Source organism: Pseudomonas nitroreducens (assembly GCF_024170165.1).
Taxonomy (GTDB): Bacteria; Pseudomonadota; Gammaproteobacteria; order Pseudomonadales; family Pseudomonadaceae; genus Pseudomonas; species Pseudomonas nitroreducens_C.
In genome coordinates this window covers 83535-98637 of sequence record NZ_JALJXP010000016.1, presented here as the reverse complement: position 1 = coordinate 98637, position 15103 = coordinate 83535, and the positions used below count along the sequence as shown (strand labels likewise).

15 protein-coding genes are annotated in these 15103 nt (G+C 65.2%); 8 read left to right on the top strand and 7 right to left on the bottom strand.

Annotated elements, in window-relative coordinates; genetic code table 11:
* Positions 1 to 5: 5 nt before the first annotated feature.
* Both J2T47_RS25855 and J2T47_RS25850 read right to left on the bottom strand, forming a co-directional pair.
* On the bottom strand, positions 6 to 1229 hold the full coding sequence (locus J2T47_RS25855; RefSeq protein ID WP_253453144.1) for an SfnB family sulfur acquisition oxidoreductase: 1224 nt from the start codon (positions 1227 to 1229) through the stop codon (positions 6 to 8).
* An 812-nt stretch (positions 1230 to 2041) separates the two neighbouring features.
* Complete coding sequence (locus tag J2T47_RS25850) at positions 2042 to 2509, bottom strand: YbaK/EbsC family protein (protein ID WP_253453142.1); 468 nt, start codon at positions 2507 to 2509, stop codon at positions 2042 to 2044.
* Positions 2510 to 2801: 292 nt separating this feature from the next.
* Here J2T47_RS25850 and J2T47_RS25845 point away from each other — a divergent pair, with 292 nt between their 5' ends.
* Together J2T47_RS25845 and J2T47_RS25840 are read left to right on the top strand one after the other, a co-directional pair.
* The gene (locus tag J2T47_RS25845; RefSeq protein WP_253453140.1) at positions 2802 to 3227 is read left to right on the top strand and encodes a YciI family protein; all 426 of its coding nucleotides are present in this window, start codon (positions 2802 to 2804) and stop codon (positions 3225 to 3227) included.
* 17 nt (positions 3228 to 3244) lie between these two features.
* A complete protein-coding gene (locus J2T47_RS25840) occupies positions 3245 to 3661 on the top strand; it encodes a VOC family protein (RefSeq protein WP_253453137.1) in 417 nt (138 codons plus the stop codon).
* An 86-nt stretch (positions 3662 to 3747) separates the two neighbouring features.
* On the opposite strand, the gene J2T47_RS25835 is transcribed toward J2T47_RS25840, so the two are convergent.
* On the bottom strand, positions 3748 to 4794 hold the full coding sequence (locus J2T47_RS25835) for an AraC family transcriptional regulator (protein WP_253453135.1): 1047 nt from the start codon (positions 4792 to 4794) through the stop codon (positions 3748 to 3750).
* Between the two features lie 112 nt (positions 4795 to 4906).
* On the opposite strand from J2T47_RS25835, the gene J2T47_RS25830 reads away from it, so the two are divergent.
* Both J2T47_RS25830 and J2T47_RS25825 read left to right on the top strand, forming a co-directional pair.
* On the top strand, positions 4907 to 6655 hold the full coding sequence (locus J2T47_RS25830) for an amidohydrolase (protein WP_253453133.1): 1749 nt from the start codon (positions 4907 to 4909) through the stop codon (positions 6653 to 6655).
* On the top strand, positions 6652 to 7569 hold the full coding sequence (locus tag J2T47_RS25825) for a CobW family GTP-binding protein (protein ID WP_253453130.1): 918 nt from the start codon (positions 6652 to 6654) through the stop codon (positions 7567 to 7569). The genes J2T47_RS25830 and J2T47_RS25825 overlap by 4 nt, the downstream gene beginning before the upstream one ends.
* A gap of 142 nt (positions 7570 to 7711) precedes the next feature.
* Here J2T47_RS25825 and J2T47_RS25820 read toward each other — a convergent pair whose 3' ends face one another.
* Positions 7712 to 7993: a pyrimidine/purine nucleoside phosphorylase gene (locus tag J2T47_RS25820; RefSeq protein ID WP_253453128.1), complete on the bottom strand. Its 282-nt coding sequence runs from the start codon at positions 7991 to 7993 to the stop codon at positions 7712 to 7714.
* 122 nt (positions 7994 to 8115) lie between these two features.
* Complete coding sequence (locus J2T47_RS25815; RefSeq protein WP_253453126.1) at positions 8116 to 8667, bottom strand: exonuclease domain-containing protein; 552 nt, start codon at positions 8665 to 8667, stop codon at positions 8116 to 8118.
* Positions 8668 to 8770: 103 nt separating this feature from the next.
* Here J2T47_RS25815 and J2T47_RS25810 point away from each other — a divergent pair, with 103 nt between their 5' ends.
* Complete coding sequence (locus J2T47_RS25810) at positions 8771 to 9649, top strand: NAD(P)-dependent oxidoreductase (RefSeq protein ID WP_253453125.1); 879 nt, start codon at positions 8771 to 8773, stop codon at positions 9647 to 9649.
* 67 nt (positions 9650 to 9716) lie between these two features.
* On the opposite strand, the gene J2T47_RS25805 is transcribed toward J2T47_RS25810, so the two are convergent.
* The gene (locus tag J2T47_RS25805; RefSeq protein WP_045208042.1) at positions 9717 to 10058 is read right to left on the bottom strand and encodes a DMT family protein; all 342 of its coding nucleotides are present in this window, start codon (positions 10056 to 10058) and stop codon (positions 9717 to 9719) included.
* A gap of 70 nt (positions 10059 to 10128) precedes the next feature.
* On the opposite strand from J2T47_RS25805, the gene J2T47_RS25800 reads away from it, so the two are divergent.
* The 3 genes from J2T47_RS25800 to J2T47_RS25790 all read left to right on the top strand — a co-directional run bounded on the left by J2T47_RS25800 (position 10129) and on the right by J2T47_RS25790 (position 13385).
* Positions 10129 to 12378: an alpha-glucosidase gene (locus J2T47_RS25800; RefSeq protein ID WP_253453123.1), complete on the top strand. Its 2250-nt coding sequence runs from the start codon at positions 10129 to 10131 to the stop codon at positions 12376 to 12378.
* 22 nt (positions 12379 to 12400) lie between these two features.
* Entirely contained in the window at positions 12401 to 12655 is a 255-nt protein-coding gene (locus J2T47_RS25795) for a YkgJ family cysteine cluster protein (RefSeq protein WP_054907940.1), read from the top strand.
* Positions 12656 to 12779: 124 nt separating this feature from the next.
* Positions 12780 to 13385: an START domain-containing protein gene (locus tag J2T47_RS25790; RefSeq protein ID WP_253453121.1), complete on the top strand. Its 606-nt coding sequence runs from the start codon at positions 12780 to 12782 to the stop codon at positions 13383 to 13385.
* Between the two features lie 278 nt (positions 13386 to 13663).
* Here J2T47_RS25790 and gltA read toward each other — a convergent pair whose 3' ends face one another.
* Positions 13664 to 14947: a citrate synthase gene (gltA, locus tag J2T47_RS25785; RefSeq protein ID WP_192295132.1), complete on the bottom strand. Its 1284-nt coding sequence runs from the start codon at positions 14945 to 14947 to the stop codon at positions 13664 to 13666.
* Between the last annotated feature and the right edge of the window lie 156 nt (positions 14948 to 15103).

Genomic DNA, 15103 nt, shown 5'->3' with positions numbered 1-15103 from the left:
CGTCCTCAGTTCCAGTCGTGGCGCGGCGGGCGCTTGTCGTTGAGCAGCCAGTTGCCGACCAGGTGGTACTTCCAGCGCACCGGGTCGTGCAGGGTGTGCACGCGGGCGTTGCGCCAGTGGCGGTCGAAGCCGTGGCGGGCGAGGGTGGAGCGGGTGCCGCCGAGTTCGAACAGCTTGTTCGAGGCCTCGATGGCGACCTCGGTGGTCAGCACCTTGGCCTTGGCCACGGCGACCGAGGCGCGGGCCACGCTGTCTTCGTCCGGCGCCGGGCGGGCGGCGTCCATCACCTTTCCGGCGCGTTCCAGCAGGGCGTCGGCGGCTTCGATGCGGATGCCCAGTTCACCGACCTGGATGATGGTCAGCGGGTCTTCGCTGGCCTTCTCCACGCCGGCGTCGATCCATGGGCGGGCCTGCTCGCGGACGAAGGCAATGGTATCGCGCAGCGCCGCGCGGGCGATGCCGGCGTCGATGGCGGCGGTGGTGATCTGCGCGAAGGGGCCGGCCAGGGTCGGCACGTCGTAGGAGCGGTGGGTGGGGAAGACGTTGAACGCTGGCACGCGCAGGCCTTCCACCAGCACGGTGCCGCTGGAGGTGGTGCGCTGGCCGATGCTGGCCCAGTCATCGACTATCACCAGCCCTGGCGTGCCGCGCGGGACGAAAGCGAGCTGGGCGTTGTTCTGTTCGTCCAGGCCAAGTACGCCGATCCAGTGGGCGTAGAGCGAGCCGGTGCAGTAGCCCTTGCGGCCATCGATGACCACGCTGTCGCCGTCATGGCGCAGGCGGGTCTGGATGTCCTGGACGTTCTTGCCGCCGGTTTCCGACAGCGCGTTGGCGAAGCGGTTGCCCTTGAGCGCGAGGTCGAAGAAGAAGCGCTTCTGTTCGGCGCTACCCTGCAGGCGGATGTCTTCCAGCAGGCAGTAGTGGTTCTGCGGAATCTGCCCCAGTGACGGATCGGCGGCGGAGACGATGGCGATGACTTCGGCGAGGGTCGCGTAGGACACCTCGGCGCCGCCGAACTCGCGGGGCACGGTGATGCCCCACAGGCCGCTGTTGGAGTAGACCTCGACGATCTCGGGCGGGACTTCGCGGTTACGGTCGCGCGCGGCGGCGCCTTCGAGCAGGAAGGCGGCGACCTTATGGGCGACTTCGATGGCTTGCGCGTCGGAGACGATCCGCTGCGCGTTCGGCTCGCGGATGTCGTAGTGGGCGGATTCGGGGAGTTGTGGCATGGCAGTACAGCGACCTCGGCAGATGATTCGACCCGGCGTTCGGGTCTGTCTGATGAGGTCATTGCACAAGCTGTGCCGGAAATTAAAATCCTTTTAAATCAATGATTTGGTTGTTATTGCCAACAGTTGCGGCGCTGGGTGAACAGCAAAGTGTTGGGTGGGTGTTGCTGGAACAACACTTCAGGAACAGGGTGCAGGCGCGGGCTATGCCCGCGATCCGCCGGCAGGGCCGGCGCTTGTTCTCGGCTTCTGTGGTGCCGGTTTATGTTGCTTCAGCTTGGGTGTTTTAGCGCCGCTTTGGCGTGCGCGCAGATGCTCTGTTTCACCCCCTCGGGCGAGTCCCTTTTGGCAAACGACCCAAAAGGAACCAAAAGGTCTTGCCCCGGACATCCGGTTTTTCGCTTAGGCGAAAAATTCCCTCGTTGAAACGAAATTTCAGGGGCCCGAACTAGGCGTCCCCCCACGAAGGGCCATCCCTGGCCCATCGCGGCTCTCGCGGCATCCATGCCGCTCAACCCCTGAAACTCCGCTTCAACGAGGCCTCCTGAACGGGGCAGTCGGCGCGTGCGGATGTTCCTCTGGAAGCCTTTCAGAGTAGGAGCCAGAACCAGAGCGGCGCATTGGCTTTTCGTAGGAGCGAGCTTGCTCGCGAACCGCCCAACGCCGATTTCCACTGTAGGAGCGGACCTTGTCCGCGAAGTCCCTGACGGATACATCGACAGGTCCGGCGAACGTCGGTGCGATGGACTTAATTGCTGGTCGCAGGCATAGCCCGCTCCCGCAGGTCAGGCGACATGGGCAGCAAAAAACTATCAGGCCAATTCCTGGCAAACATCGATCCAATCCGCCGCCACCAGCTGCGCCATGCGCTGCGGTTCGATCCGCACTGCGCTGTGCACCGCGCCCGCCGCCGGCAGCACTTCGTCGAAGGCCTGCAGCGACACATCGCAATACACCGGCAACGGCGTCGCCAGGCCGAACGGACAGACGCCGCCCACCGGATGACCAGTCAGCTCCACCACTTCTTCGGCGCCGAGCATCTTCGCCTTGGCGCCGAAGGCTTCCTTCAGCTTGCGGTTGTCCAGCCGTGCATCGCCGCGCGCCACCACCAGTACGGTGCGCTCGCCGACGCGCAGGGAAAGGGTCTTGGCGATGCGGCCCGGCTCCACGCCGTGGGCCTCGGCGGCCAGGGCGACGGTGGCGGTGCTGGTTTCCAGCTCGATGATGGCGATGTCGGGGGCCTTTTCGGCGAAGAAGGCGCGAACCGATTCCAGGCTCATGGGGTGATGCTCCGTGTCGTGCGAAAAGGACTGAATCTAGGGAGCGCGGCCGAGGCTGTCCAGTCAGCCATTCGTCTGTTCCCCGGCCGTCGAGCCGGGCTGTGAATCCCTGGCGCGCTCACTGCGTCATCACAATCGCCGGCCTATGCTCAGAAACCCCGTAGCCCTGCGCAAATTTTTTTTGGCTGGCCTGTCGATCTGCTGTCGCGCCCTTCGACTACTCCTCAGGAACCGGAAACAACCGGCCGCCACGCTGGCCCTTACAGAGAATGACAACAAGAGGAGAAAGACCATGCGTTTCATGGTGATCGTCAAAGCCACCGCCGACTCCGAAGCCGGCGTGATGCCCAAGGAGGAGCTGCTCGCCGCCATGGGAGCCTACAACGAGGAACTGGTGAAGGCCGGTGTGATGCTCGCCGGCGAGGGCCTGCACCCCAGCGTGAAAGGTGCGCGGGTGCGCTTCGATGGCGCGTCGCGGCAGGTGGTCGACGGCCCGTTCGCCGAGACCAAGGAGTTGATCGCCGGCTTCTGGATCATGCAGACCGCCTCGCTGCAGGAGTGCATCGACTGGGTCAGGCGCTCGCCCAATCCCTTCGACGGCGAGTCCGAGATCGAGATCCGGCAGATCTTCGAGGCCGAGGACTTCGGCGCTGAATTCACCCCTGAACTGCGCGAGCAGGAAGAACGCCTGCGCGCGGAAATCGCCAGCAAATCCTGATTGAAGAGGACACTGTCATGTTGATGAATGCCTACCTGGTCTTCGACGGCAACTGCGAAGAAGCCTTCCGTTATTACGCCGAAGTGCTGAATGGCAAGCTGCCGCACCTGATGCGCTTCTCCGACGCGCCGGGCTGCGAGGACATGCCCGAGGCGCTGAAGAACCGCATCATCCACATCCGCCTGGAAGTGGGCGGCCACGTGCTGATGGGCTCGGACGCCTCCCCGCAGTGCGGCCAGTACGAGGGCGTGAAAGGCGTGTCGATCACCCTCAACGTCGACACCAAGGCCGAAGCGCGGCGCATCTTCGAAGCCCTCGGCAAGGGCGGCAAGGTCACCATGCCGCTGGACCAGACCTTCTGGGCCGAGCTGTTCGGCGCGCTGGAGGATCGCTTCGGGGTGCCGTGGATGATCAATTGCGAGAAGGAAGCCTAAACGCGCGGCCGAGACAATCGCGGGCAGAGTCCGCTCCTACACGATGATCAACCCTGGCGTAGGAGCGGACTCTGTCCGCGATCGCTTCACTCCGGCGCGATTCCACCCGCTGCACGAAACCGCTCCGGCGTCGTCCCGGTGAACCGCTGGAATGCCCGGTGGAAGCTGGTGACGTGTTCATAGCCGAGCAGGAAGGCAATCTCCTGCAACGCCATCCTGCTGGCCAGCAGGTAACGCTGGGCCAGCGCCATCCTTACCTCCAGCACTATTCCCTTGAAGGTCAGCCCATGTTCGCGCAGCCGGCGCTGCAGCGTATGCGGTGGCAGGCGCAGCCAAGCGGCGGTCTGCTCCAGGTCCGGGAGTGGGATGCGCGCATTCTGCAGCAGGTAGTAGCGCACATCATCCGGCAGCGCCGGGCCGCGCTCGAAGCTGGCCAGCGTGGCCGCGCCCTGGGCCTGGCACAGCCGGCTCACCGACGGGTTGGCGGTGGAGAAGGGCTGGTCGTGGAAGGCCTTCGGCATCCACAACTCGGCCTGCCCGGCATTGAAGTGGCAGGGGCCGGGGAAGAGTTGGCGATACAGGGCCGCATGGGCCGGCGGCGGGTACGGCAGGTGCAGTTGCATGCCGGTGCAGCTCTCCAGGTCCGGCAGGCGCTGGCACAGCCAGCGCCAGGTGCTGCTCAGCCATTCCTCGCAGAGGGCGATGCGCTCCACCTCGCTGAAGGGCGGTAGCTGTAGCGTCAGGCGGATGTGTTCGCAGACTTCCTCGCGGTGGGTGTGGATCGGGTGCGGCATCAGGCTCGAAGGCTGCCCGAGGGAGATGTCCCAGGAACGCCGCAGGTTGGCCGCGCTGATCAGCGCGTAGCCGATCACCCCCAGGTCATAGAGGTTGTAGCGTTGGCCCAGGCGCAGGAAGAAGTCGCTCGGGCCGAGCAGCCCGGCGGCCTGCTGCAGCAGTCGGTAATAGCGGGCGAAGTTCATCTCGGCGGCGGCCGCTTCGCTGCTGGTGGGCAAGCCGAGGCCGCCGAGCAATGGCGCCAGAGCGGGTAGCACAGGGCGGGCGCGCCACTCGTCGAGGAAGTGGCGGAACAGCTGGCGGGCGGCGTAATCGATGTCGAAGGACGCGGTAGGCATGGTGCAGGCTCAAGCTGTCGTCTGCTGCTAGTGAGTTGTCATCTTATGCTAGTCAATGGCCAAAAGCCGAGCCCTATACTGCCTCCACGGACAAGAACAACAAGGGCCTCCCATGACCGCTCCGGACCGCTTCCGCTCCTCCAATTCCCCCACCGAGCGCTTCGCCGAACTGCTGCTGCACAACGGCCGCTTCTATACCCTCGACCCCGCCCAGCCCTGGGCCGAGGCCGTGGCCATCCGCGATGGCCGGCTGCTGGCGGTGGGTCGCCACGAGGACATGCAGCACCTGATCGGCCCGGAGACCCTGGTGCGCGACCTCGAAGGCGCGTTCTGCATGCCCGGCCTGCACGACATGCACACCCACCCGGACCTGGCGCTGAACCCGCGCTACGCCGACGACCTCGACGTCGGCATCGAAGACCCGACCCCGGAGCAACTGGCCAAAGCTATCCGCGATTACGCCGACAGTCACCCCGGCGACGGCTGGGTCTATGGCCAGTACTGGGTGCGCTACACCTTCCGCGAGGCCGGGCTGAAGCCGGGCCGCGAGTGGCTCGACAGCATCCTGCCGGACCGCCCGGTGGCGCTTCTCGACCGCATGTGGGGCACCATGATGGTCAACTCCCGCGCCCTGGAACTGGCCGGCATCGACGCCAGCACCGCCGACCCGCGCAACGGCTACCTGGAGCGCGACGAGCTGACCGGCGAGCCCAACGGCCTGCTGATTGACGGCGCTTACGCGCTGATCCACGCCGCCATGCCGCCGACCCCGGCCAAGGTGCTGCGCCAGTCCTACCGCGAGGGTGTGCACTTCCAGAGCTCGCGTGGCGTCACGGCGGCGAAGTACCTGCACGTCTGCGAGAACCGTCTGGACGCGCTCAAGTACCTTGACGATGCCGGACAACTGACCCTGCGGGTGGAAGCGGCAATCAGCTGGCAGGACGATATCTTCCCGGTGCGTCGCCGCTGGGAACTGCTCAGCGGCGAGCGCCACTACTACCGCAGTGCACGGCTGTCGGCGAACGCGGTGAAGTTCCACTTCGACGGCACCGTCGAGCCGCGCTCCTCTTTCCTCATTACCCCCTGGCCGGGCGAGGACGCCTGGCGCGGCAAGCTCAACCTGACCCCCGAACACATCACCGACATGGTGGTGGACATGGATAGTCGCGGCATCCGCGTCATCGCCCACTGCACCGGCGACGCGGCGTCTGACGTGTTCCTCGACGCCGTGGCCGAAGCACGCCGCCGCAACGGCTTCAGCGGCGTGCGCCACCAGTGCGCGCACAGCACCATCCTGCATCCGGGCAACCTCAAGCGCTTCCGCGAGCTGGAAGTGATCGCCGAGTTCTCCCCGGCAGCCTGGTACCCGACACCCTTCGCCAGCGGCGCGCGTTCGGGCTACGGCACGGATCGCCTGAAGCGCATCTACGACTTCAAGGGCGTGCTGGCCGCCGGCGGCATCGCGGTGTTCGGCACCGACTGGCCGGTGGCGTCCATCGACCCGTGGCTGGCGCTGGAAACCCTGGTCACCCGGCAGAACCCGTGGAACGACGACCCGGCCTGCTTCGGCGAACCGATCACACTGGAGCAGGCGATTCGCGTGGCAACCCTCAATGGCGCCTATGCCATGGGCCTGGAAAAACTCACCGGCAGCCTGGAAGCGGGCAAGTCGGCGGACTTCATCGTGCTCGACCGAAACCTCTTCGAACAGCCGGCGCGCAACTTCATCCACCGCACCGAAGTGCAGCTGACCTTCGTCGAGGGTCGCCCGGTGTATGACCGCCTCGGCCAGTTCAGCGATACCGCCCTGGCGGCGGTGTGGCAGGGCGAGCCGCCGCGCATCGAAGGCGTCAACGCATGAACGCCGCGAGCATCCCGGTGACGGTGGTCGCCGGCTTCCTCGGCGCCGGCAAGACCACGCTGCTGCGCAACCTGCTGGAGCGCTGCGAAGGCCGGCGCCTGGCGGTGATCGTCAATGATTTCGGCGAGCTGAACATCGACGCCGGGATGATCGCCGAGCAGACCGAGGCGGTGTACAGCCTGGAGAACGGCTGCATCTGCTGCAGCGTGCAGGACGATTTGCTCGCCCAGCTTGAGCGCCTGGCAAACATGCATCCGCCGCTGGAGCAGGTGGTGATCGAGTGCAGCGGGGTGTCCGACCCGCAGCGCATCGTGCAGACACTGGGCTACCCGAAACTGCGCCGGCGTCTGCATCTGGATGCGGTGCTGACAGTGGTTGACGCGGCCCGTCGCGAACCGCTGGAAGGCGAGTACGCACGACTGGAGCGTATGCAGGCGGCGGCTGCCGACCTGCTGTTGCTGAACAAGTGCGACCTGCTGCAGGCCGATGAGCTGGCCGCCCAACGCGAGCGCTTCGGCCGCGGTGCGCGGGTGCTGGAAACCATTCAGGCGCAGATTCCGGATGAGCTGCTGCTCGGCGAACCGTCGCGCAAGTTGCGGCCCCACGGGCAGGACGGTGTCGACCATGGCGAGCTGTTCGACAGCTGGAGCTGGCAGGGCGAGTCGAGATTCGACGGCGCGCGCCTGAAACACTGGCTGGAGACGTTGCCGCGCGGCCTGCTGCGGCTCAAGGGTCTGATCAGACTGGCTGGCAGGGATGAGGCACTTTGGTTGCAGTACGTGGGCGGACGCTACCAGCTGCGCCCGGCGACGGCGGCCGAGGCGGCGCAGGGCTCGCGGCTGGTGTTCATTGCCGAGAAGGATGCGGGGTTGCGGGCGGATCTTGAGGTCGGCCTGCATAGCTGCTCTTCGTAGGAGCGAGCTTGCTCGCGAACAGCCCAGCGCCGGAGTTGCCGGGAAGAGGTTCGCGAGCAAGCTCGCTCCTACAAGGTCTGCTCCCGAGCAGCAGGCAATAAAAAACCGGCCCTCAGGGCCGGTTTTTCATCGCGCACCGAACTCAGCGGTATTCGCAGAGGTAGGCGGTGTCCTGGGCGACTTTCAGCTGGAACTTGCTGTTGGCCGGCACGGTGAAGTGGCTGCCGCCTTCGAAGGTTTCCCAGCTGTCGCTGCCCGGCAGCTTGACGGTCAGCGCGCCGGCGACGACGTGCATCACCTCCAGCTGGCTGGTGCCGAATTCGTATTCGCCGGGTGCCATCACGCCGATGGTGGCCGGGCCTGCGGTCATGTCGAAGGCGATGGATTTGACGGTGCCGTCGAAGTACTCGTTGACCTTGAACATGGGCTTCTCCTGCTAGAGGGGTGAAAAAGGGCTGGCAAGTATGCCCAAGGCCACCGGCCCCGTCACTAGAGCGGCGCAGGCGACTGTGCGGTCAGCGCCAGGTCGGCGCCGGATGGACGGATTCAGCCGGCGACCGGCAGGGTCAGCGGCAGCAGGCGTGCGGTGTTGCGGGCGTCTTCCAGCGCGCGGTGCGGCTGCCCCTGGAAGTGCAGGCCGGCCAGGTGCAGCGCGGCATTCAGGCCCACCGGGCGCTTGAGCTGGCGAGCCTGGGCGAAGCGCTGCTTGAGGTTGACGTGGGGGACGCGGGCCAGATGGCTGTCCAGGTGCTGGCGACGCCATTCCAGTTCCAGCTGGTGGCGGTCGTAGTCGCCCCAGCTGGTCCAGCCGGCCAGGCGCGGGCTGTGTTGCGCCAGCCAGCGCTCGAACTGCGGCCACACCTCGTGCAGCGGGGCCGCCGAATCGACGTTGGCCTGGGTGATGTGGGTGAGCTCACGGCAGAAGGCCGTCAGCAGCGGGCGCCGCTGCGGGCGGACGAATCGCTGGAAATGATCCAGTTCACGGCCATCGGCCTCGGCCACCAGGCTCGCGCCGATCTCGATGATCTCCATTTCCTCGACCGGCCAGCCGCCTTCCTCGGTGGTGGCTTCCAGGTCGATCACCAGCCAGTGGGGCATAGTCGGTGCTCGTGGTTGGGTTCGAATCGAGTATGGAAGGCGTTTGCGGGACCGGCAAACCGCTGTGCTAGGCTGAGCGACTTGATCGGACAAGGGGACTGCGATGGCGAAAGTGGCATTCATCGGCCTGGGTGTGATGGGGTATCCCATGGCCGGGCATCTGGCCCGGGAAGGCCATGAGGTTTGCGTCTACAACCGCACCGCGAGCCGAGCCGCCCAGTGGGTCAAGCAGTTCGGCGGCCGCTCGGCGCCGACTCCGCGTGACGCTGCGCAGTGGGCCGACTTCGTGATGTGCTGCGTGGGTAACGATGACGACCTGCGCAGCGTGGTGCTGGGCGAGGACGGGGCGCTGGCCGGCATGCAGCCCGGCTCCGTGCTGGTGGACCACACCACCGCTTCGGCTGAAGTGGCCCGCGAGCTGGCAGTTGCTGCCGCCGAGCGGGAGGTGGGCTTCCTCGATGCGCCGGTATCCGGCGGCCAGGCAGGTGCCGAGAATGGTGCGCTGACGGTGATGGTCGGCGGCGACGCAAACCTTTACGCCCGCGCCGAGCCAGTGCTCGCCACCTATTCGCGCATGGTTCGGCGCATGGGGCCGGTGGGCAGCGGCCAACTGACCAAGATGGTCAACCAGATCTGCGTCGGTGGCCTGTTGCAGGGGCTGTCCGAGGCGCTGCACTTCGCCCAGAGCGCCGGCCTCGACGGCATGGCGGCGATGGAAGTGATCAGCAAGGGCGCCGCGCAGTCCTGGCAGCTGGAGAATCGTCACCAGAGCATGCTGGAAGGTCGCTTCGACTTCGGCTTTGCGGTGGACTGGATGCGCAAGGACCTGGGCATCGTCCTCGACGAGGCTCGCCGCAACGGCGCGCAACTGCCGGTCACGGCGCTGGTCGACCAGTTCTACGCCGAGGTGCAGGCCGCTGGCGGCGGACGCTGGGATACCTCCAGCCTGATCACCCGCCTTCAGGACTCGCCCGAGGCCTGATCCGTGCTTCTCTCCCTCAGGTGGCGCCATCGGTCGCAGAGATCGTCGTGCGCCGCTCCTGATCGCTTCAGGCGCGGAAGATAAAGTACACCGCGCCCAGCAGGCACAAGCCGGCCCAGAGATAGTCGAGCTTCAGTGGCTGCTGCATGAAGTACACGCTGAACGGCACGAAGACCGCCAGCGTGATGACCTCCTGCATGATCTTCAGCTGCCCCACCGACATCACCGTGTAGCCGATGCGGTTGGCCGGCACCTGCAGAAGATATTCGAACAGGGCGATGCCCCAGCTGACCAGCGCCGCGATGATCCACGGCTTGCTGCTCAGGGTTTTCAGGTGGCCGTACCAGGCGAAGGTCATGAACAGGTTGGAGAGCGACAGAAGAAACGCGGTTTGCAGCCAGACCGGCATGGCAGCGGCTCCAGTAGGGGACTGCGCCTGAGCCTAGTGGAGCGCTGCGCCACAGCCAAGGGGCGGGGATTTGATCAGGTTCTTGTTGCGGGGAAGCGTAGCGCTGCTGGCGCTGGGGTTACTGGGTTTTGCCGGCTGGAAGGGCTGGCAGTGGTGGCAGCAGCAGCCGGTCTGGGCGCAGCTGACGGTGGCGCCGGCGATGACGGCGGGGCAGCGCTGGACACTGGGTGACTATCGCCTGGAGTGGGACGGCAAGTCCTTCGCCTTGCGTGCCGGCGAGCATCCGGCACAGACGCTATGGCAGACCCGCGGCGGCTTCCTCGCTGCCGGCATAGGTCGCGTGGATGCCGAGGAGCATCGTGGTGCGATGTTCGTCCATGAACACCGCGAGCTGCTGTGTCGCCAGCAACAGTTGGCTGCCGTGCACGCTGAAGCAGACAGGTTGCTGATCTCCGGCACCCTGGGTTGCGCCGACGGTCGGCAGGTGCCCTATACCGTTGCACTGCACGCCGATGGCGAGCGCGGCGTGGTGATGGACGTGAGCCTGGGCGATCCGGCATTGAACCGCCTTTACCTGGCCTGGGCGCGGGAGGCCGACGAGCAGTTCCACGGCTTCGGCGAGCAGTTCACCCGCTTCGACCTGAGCGGGCGCCGCCTGCCGATCCTGGTCCAGGAGCAGGGCGTTGGGCGCGGCCTGCAGCCGATCACCCTGGCCGCGGACCTGAGCGCCCGCGCCGGTGGCGACTGGTGGACTACCTACGCGCCGGTGCCTTTCTATCTCACCTCACGGCTGCACGGTTTCTTCAGCGAAGCGGCGGAGTACCAGGTCTTCGACCTGCGCGACGACCAGCGGGTGGCGCTGGAGGTGCATGCTGGCACGCTCCAGGCCCACTTCTATAAAGGCAGCAGCCCCAAGGAATTGATCGAGGCGCACACCTCGGTGGTCGGACGCATGCCGCCATTGCCGGCCTGGACCCAGCAGGGTGCGATCCTCGGGCTGCAGGGCGGCACCGAGCGGGTACGTGGCATCGTCCAGCAGTTCGAACAGGCCAGGGTGCCGCTGGCCGGCGTCTGGGTGCAGGACTGGGTCGGCCAGCGCACCACCAGCTTTGGCAAGCAACTGTGGTGGAATTGGGTGCTGGATGGCGATCGCTATCCGGGCTGGTCCGCCTTCAACGCCGAGCTGCGTGCCAAGGGCATTCGCAGCCTGGCCTACGTGAATCCATTCCTGGTGGACACGGCGGAGAAGGGCGGGGCGATCCGCAATCTCTACCGCGAGGCGCTGGAGCACGGCTACCTCACCCTGGATCAGCAGGGGCAGCCGCTGCTGTTGCAGAACACCAGCTTCAGTGCCGGGCTGGTGGACCTCACCAACTCTCAGGCGGTCGACTGGCTGCGCGGGGTGATGCGCGAGGAAATGCTCGGCGCGGGCTTCTCCGGCTGGATGGCGGACTTCGGCGAAGCCTTGCCCTATGAGGCGAAGCTGGCCTCCGGCGAGCCAGCTTCCGTCCTGCACAATCGCTATCCGGAGCTGTGGGCGAAGCTGAACCGGCAGTTGGTGGACGAGGAGGGCGCCGGGGACCTGCTGTTCTTCATGCGCTCCGCCTACAGCCGCAGCCCCGGCCTGACTACCAGCCTGTGGCTGGGCGACCAGTTGGTGACCTGGGATGCCGACGACGGCTTGCACAGCGCGCTACTGGGATTGCTGTCGGGCGGTGTGTCGGGGTTCAGCCTGAATCACAGCGATACCGGTGGCTACACCACCATCAGCAGCCCGATCAGGAACTACCACCGCAGCGAGGAGCTGCTGCTGCGCTGGATGGAGTTCTCCGCCTTCACCAGCCTGCTGCGCACCCACGAGGGTAATCGCCCGGACGACAACGTGCAGGCCTACAGCACGCCGGCCACTGTGGCGCAGTTGCAGCGCTTCGCCACGCTGTTCCGCGAGCTGGCGCCGTATCGCGCGCGGCTGATGGACGAGGCGGCGCAGCATGGCTGGCCGCTGGTGCGCCCGCTGTGGCTGGAGTTCCCCGCTGATCCGGCCAGCTTGGCGGAAACGCCGACGAGCTATATGCTCGGCGACCAATTTCTGGTGGCCCCGGTGCTGGAGCCTGGTGTGCAGCGTCTGAACGTGGCGTTGCCCGAGGGCCGCTGGATACACCTGTGGAGCGGAGCGACCTTTGAAGTCGCCGCCGGCGGGACGGTTGAGGTTCCCGCGCCGATTGGCGAGCCGGCGGTGTTCTACCGCGCCGGTTCCACCGATGGCGAGCAACTGGTGGCGGCCCTGCGCAAGCAGGGGCTGCTGCGCTCCAGCCCATGATTTCCCTGTCGAGAGTTCATCCATGCAATGCCGTATCGGCTGTGGCGCCTGCTGCATAGCGCCGTCGATTTCCTCGCCCATCCCCGGTATGCCTGACGGCAAGCCGGCGGGTGTGCGTTGCGTGCAGTTGGATGAACGCAATCTGTGCAAACTATTCGGCGACTCGCGGCGTCCAAAGGTCTGTGCGGCCTTCGATGCAGACGCCGATGCCTGCGGCAGCAGCAACGAGCAGGCCTTGCAGATCCTCACCGAATGGGAACGCATCACCGCCGCCTGATGTGACTTGGAAGTCACGTTTTCGCGGTCCATACTGACGCCCCAACCCGCTCAAGACCGCGGATTGCGAAGGGGCGGCGGCATTTGCCATCCCCACAAGATCAAGAATAAAGAGAGGTAAGACGATGCGTGGTGTATTGCGTATGACCCTGCTGGCCACTGCCGTGATGGGCTTTGCCGGTGCTGCCCTGGCGGACGACTGGAAGCTGGAGAAGGACGAGGACGGTGTGAAGGTCTTCCTCAGCCCCGTGGCAGGCTCCAAGTACAAGGCCTACCGTGGCGTCGTCGACATCAAGGCTGATGTGGCCAAGATCAATGCCCTGCAGGAAGACGTGAGCGGCTCCTGCAAGTGGATCCACGCCTGCGCCGAGATGCGCCTGCTGAAGACCGAAGGCGACAATTCCTGGACCTACTCGAAGATCGACATGCCCTGGCCGGTGACCGGCCGCGACGTGGTGATCCACGTGACCACCGAGAAGACCGCCGACGGCGGCATCATTCGTCACCTGAAGGCCGAGCCGACCTACATCCCGGAAGAGAAGGGTGAAATCCGCGTGCCGAAGCTGATCGGCGAGTGGAAACTGGTGCCCAAGGGCGCTGGCGTCACCGAAGTGACCTACCAGGTGCAGACCGAGCCGGGTGGCAGCATCCCGTCCTGGCTGGCCAACAGCTTCGTGGTCGATGCCCCGATGAACACCCTGAAGGGCCTGCGCAGCGCTGCCGAGAAGTAATCGGCGCTGTCTCCCTGCATGAAAAGCCGCCTTCGGGCGGCTTTTTTGTTCCTGTCGTGGTGCGCCGGTGAGGCTCTTCGTAGGAGCGAGCTTGCTCGCGAATTGTCAGAGCTGTGCCGTCTGGCTAATCGTAGGAGCGGACTTTGTCCGCGATGGATTTCAGCGTGCTGCTGGCCCATCGCGGACGGAGTCCGCTCCTACGTAACAGGCAAGTACCGTAGAACACGGGCAATAAAAAAGGCCGCCCGAGGGCGGCCTTTTTTCGTACGTCGTAGCGCTTAGCGGGCCTTGAGGTCCACGAAGTTACGCTCGGTGGCACCGGTGTACAGCTGACGCGGACGGCCGATCTTGTACGGACCGGAGAGCATTTCCTGCCAGTGCGAGATCCAGCCCACGGTACGTGCCAGGGCGAAGATCACGGTGAACATGCTGGTCGGAATGCCGATGGCCTTGAGGATGATGCCGGAGTAGAAGTCCACGTTCGGATAGAGGTTGCGCTCCACGAAGTAGGGGTCGTGGCGGGCGATTTCTTCCAGCTTCATGGCCAGTTCCAGCTGCGGGTCGTTGATGCCCAGCTCCTGGAGGACTTCGTCGCAAGTCTGTTTCATGACCTTGGCGCGCGGGTCGAAGTTCTTGTAAACGCGGTGGCCGAAGCCCATCAGCTTGAACGGATCGTTCTTGTCCTTGGCCTTGGCCACGAACTTCTCGATGTTCGATACGTCACCGATCTCGTCGAGCATGCGCAGAACGGCTTCGTTCGCGCCGCCGTGAGCCGGTCCCCACAGGGCAGCGATGCCCGAGGCGATACAGGCGAACGGGTTGGCGCCCGAGGAGCCCGCCAGGCGCACGGTGGAGGTGGAGGCGTTCTGCTCGTGGTCGGCGTGCAGGATGAAGATGCGGTCCATGGCCTTGGCCAGCACGGGGCTGATCGGCTTGGTCTCGCAAGGGGTGTTGAACATCATATGCAGGAAGTTTTCTGCATAGTTCAGGTCGTTGCGCGGGTACATCATCGGCTCGCCCTTGGAGTACTTGTACACCATGGCAGCGATGGTCGGCATCTTGGCGATCAGACGATGCGCCGAGACTTCCCGGTGCTTCGGATTATTGATGTCCAGGGAGTCGTGATAGAAGGCGGAGAGGGCACCGATTACGCCGCACATCACGGCCATCGGGTGCGCATCACGGCGGAAACCGTTGAAGAAGGTCTTCAGCTGTTCATGAACCATGGTGTGGTTCTTGATGGTGCCGACGAACTTTTCCTTCTGCTCGGCAGTCGGCAGTTCGCCGTTGAGCAGCAGGTAGCAGGTTTCCAGGTAGTCGGACTTCTCGGCGAGCTGTTCGATCGGGTAGCCGCGATGCAGCAGTACACCCTTATCACCGTCGATGTAGGTGATCTTCGACTCGCAGGAGGCGGTGGACATGAAGCCGGGGTCGAAAGTGAAGTGACCCGTGGAGGTCAGGCCCCGCACGTCGACTACATCGGGGCCCAGCGTGCCGGAGAGGACGGGCAGTTCGACGGGGGCAGCGCCCTCGATGATCAACTGCGCTTTTTTGTCAGCCATGATGGCCTCCTATTTATGCTTGAAATCATCTGTACGACCCCCCACGCAGGGCCCGCACCACTATAGAGAGATAAATCCGAATGTCAATTTGCACAATCGGAGAAGTTTGGCTCCTCCAAGCCCCTGTTTTGCCGGAAAAATTTGCCTGTTTACGCC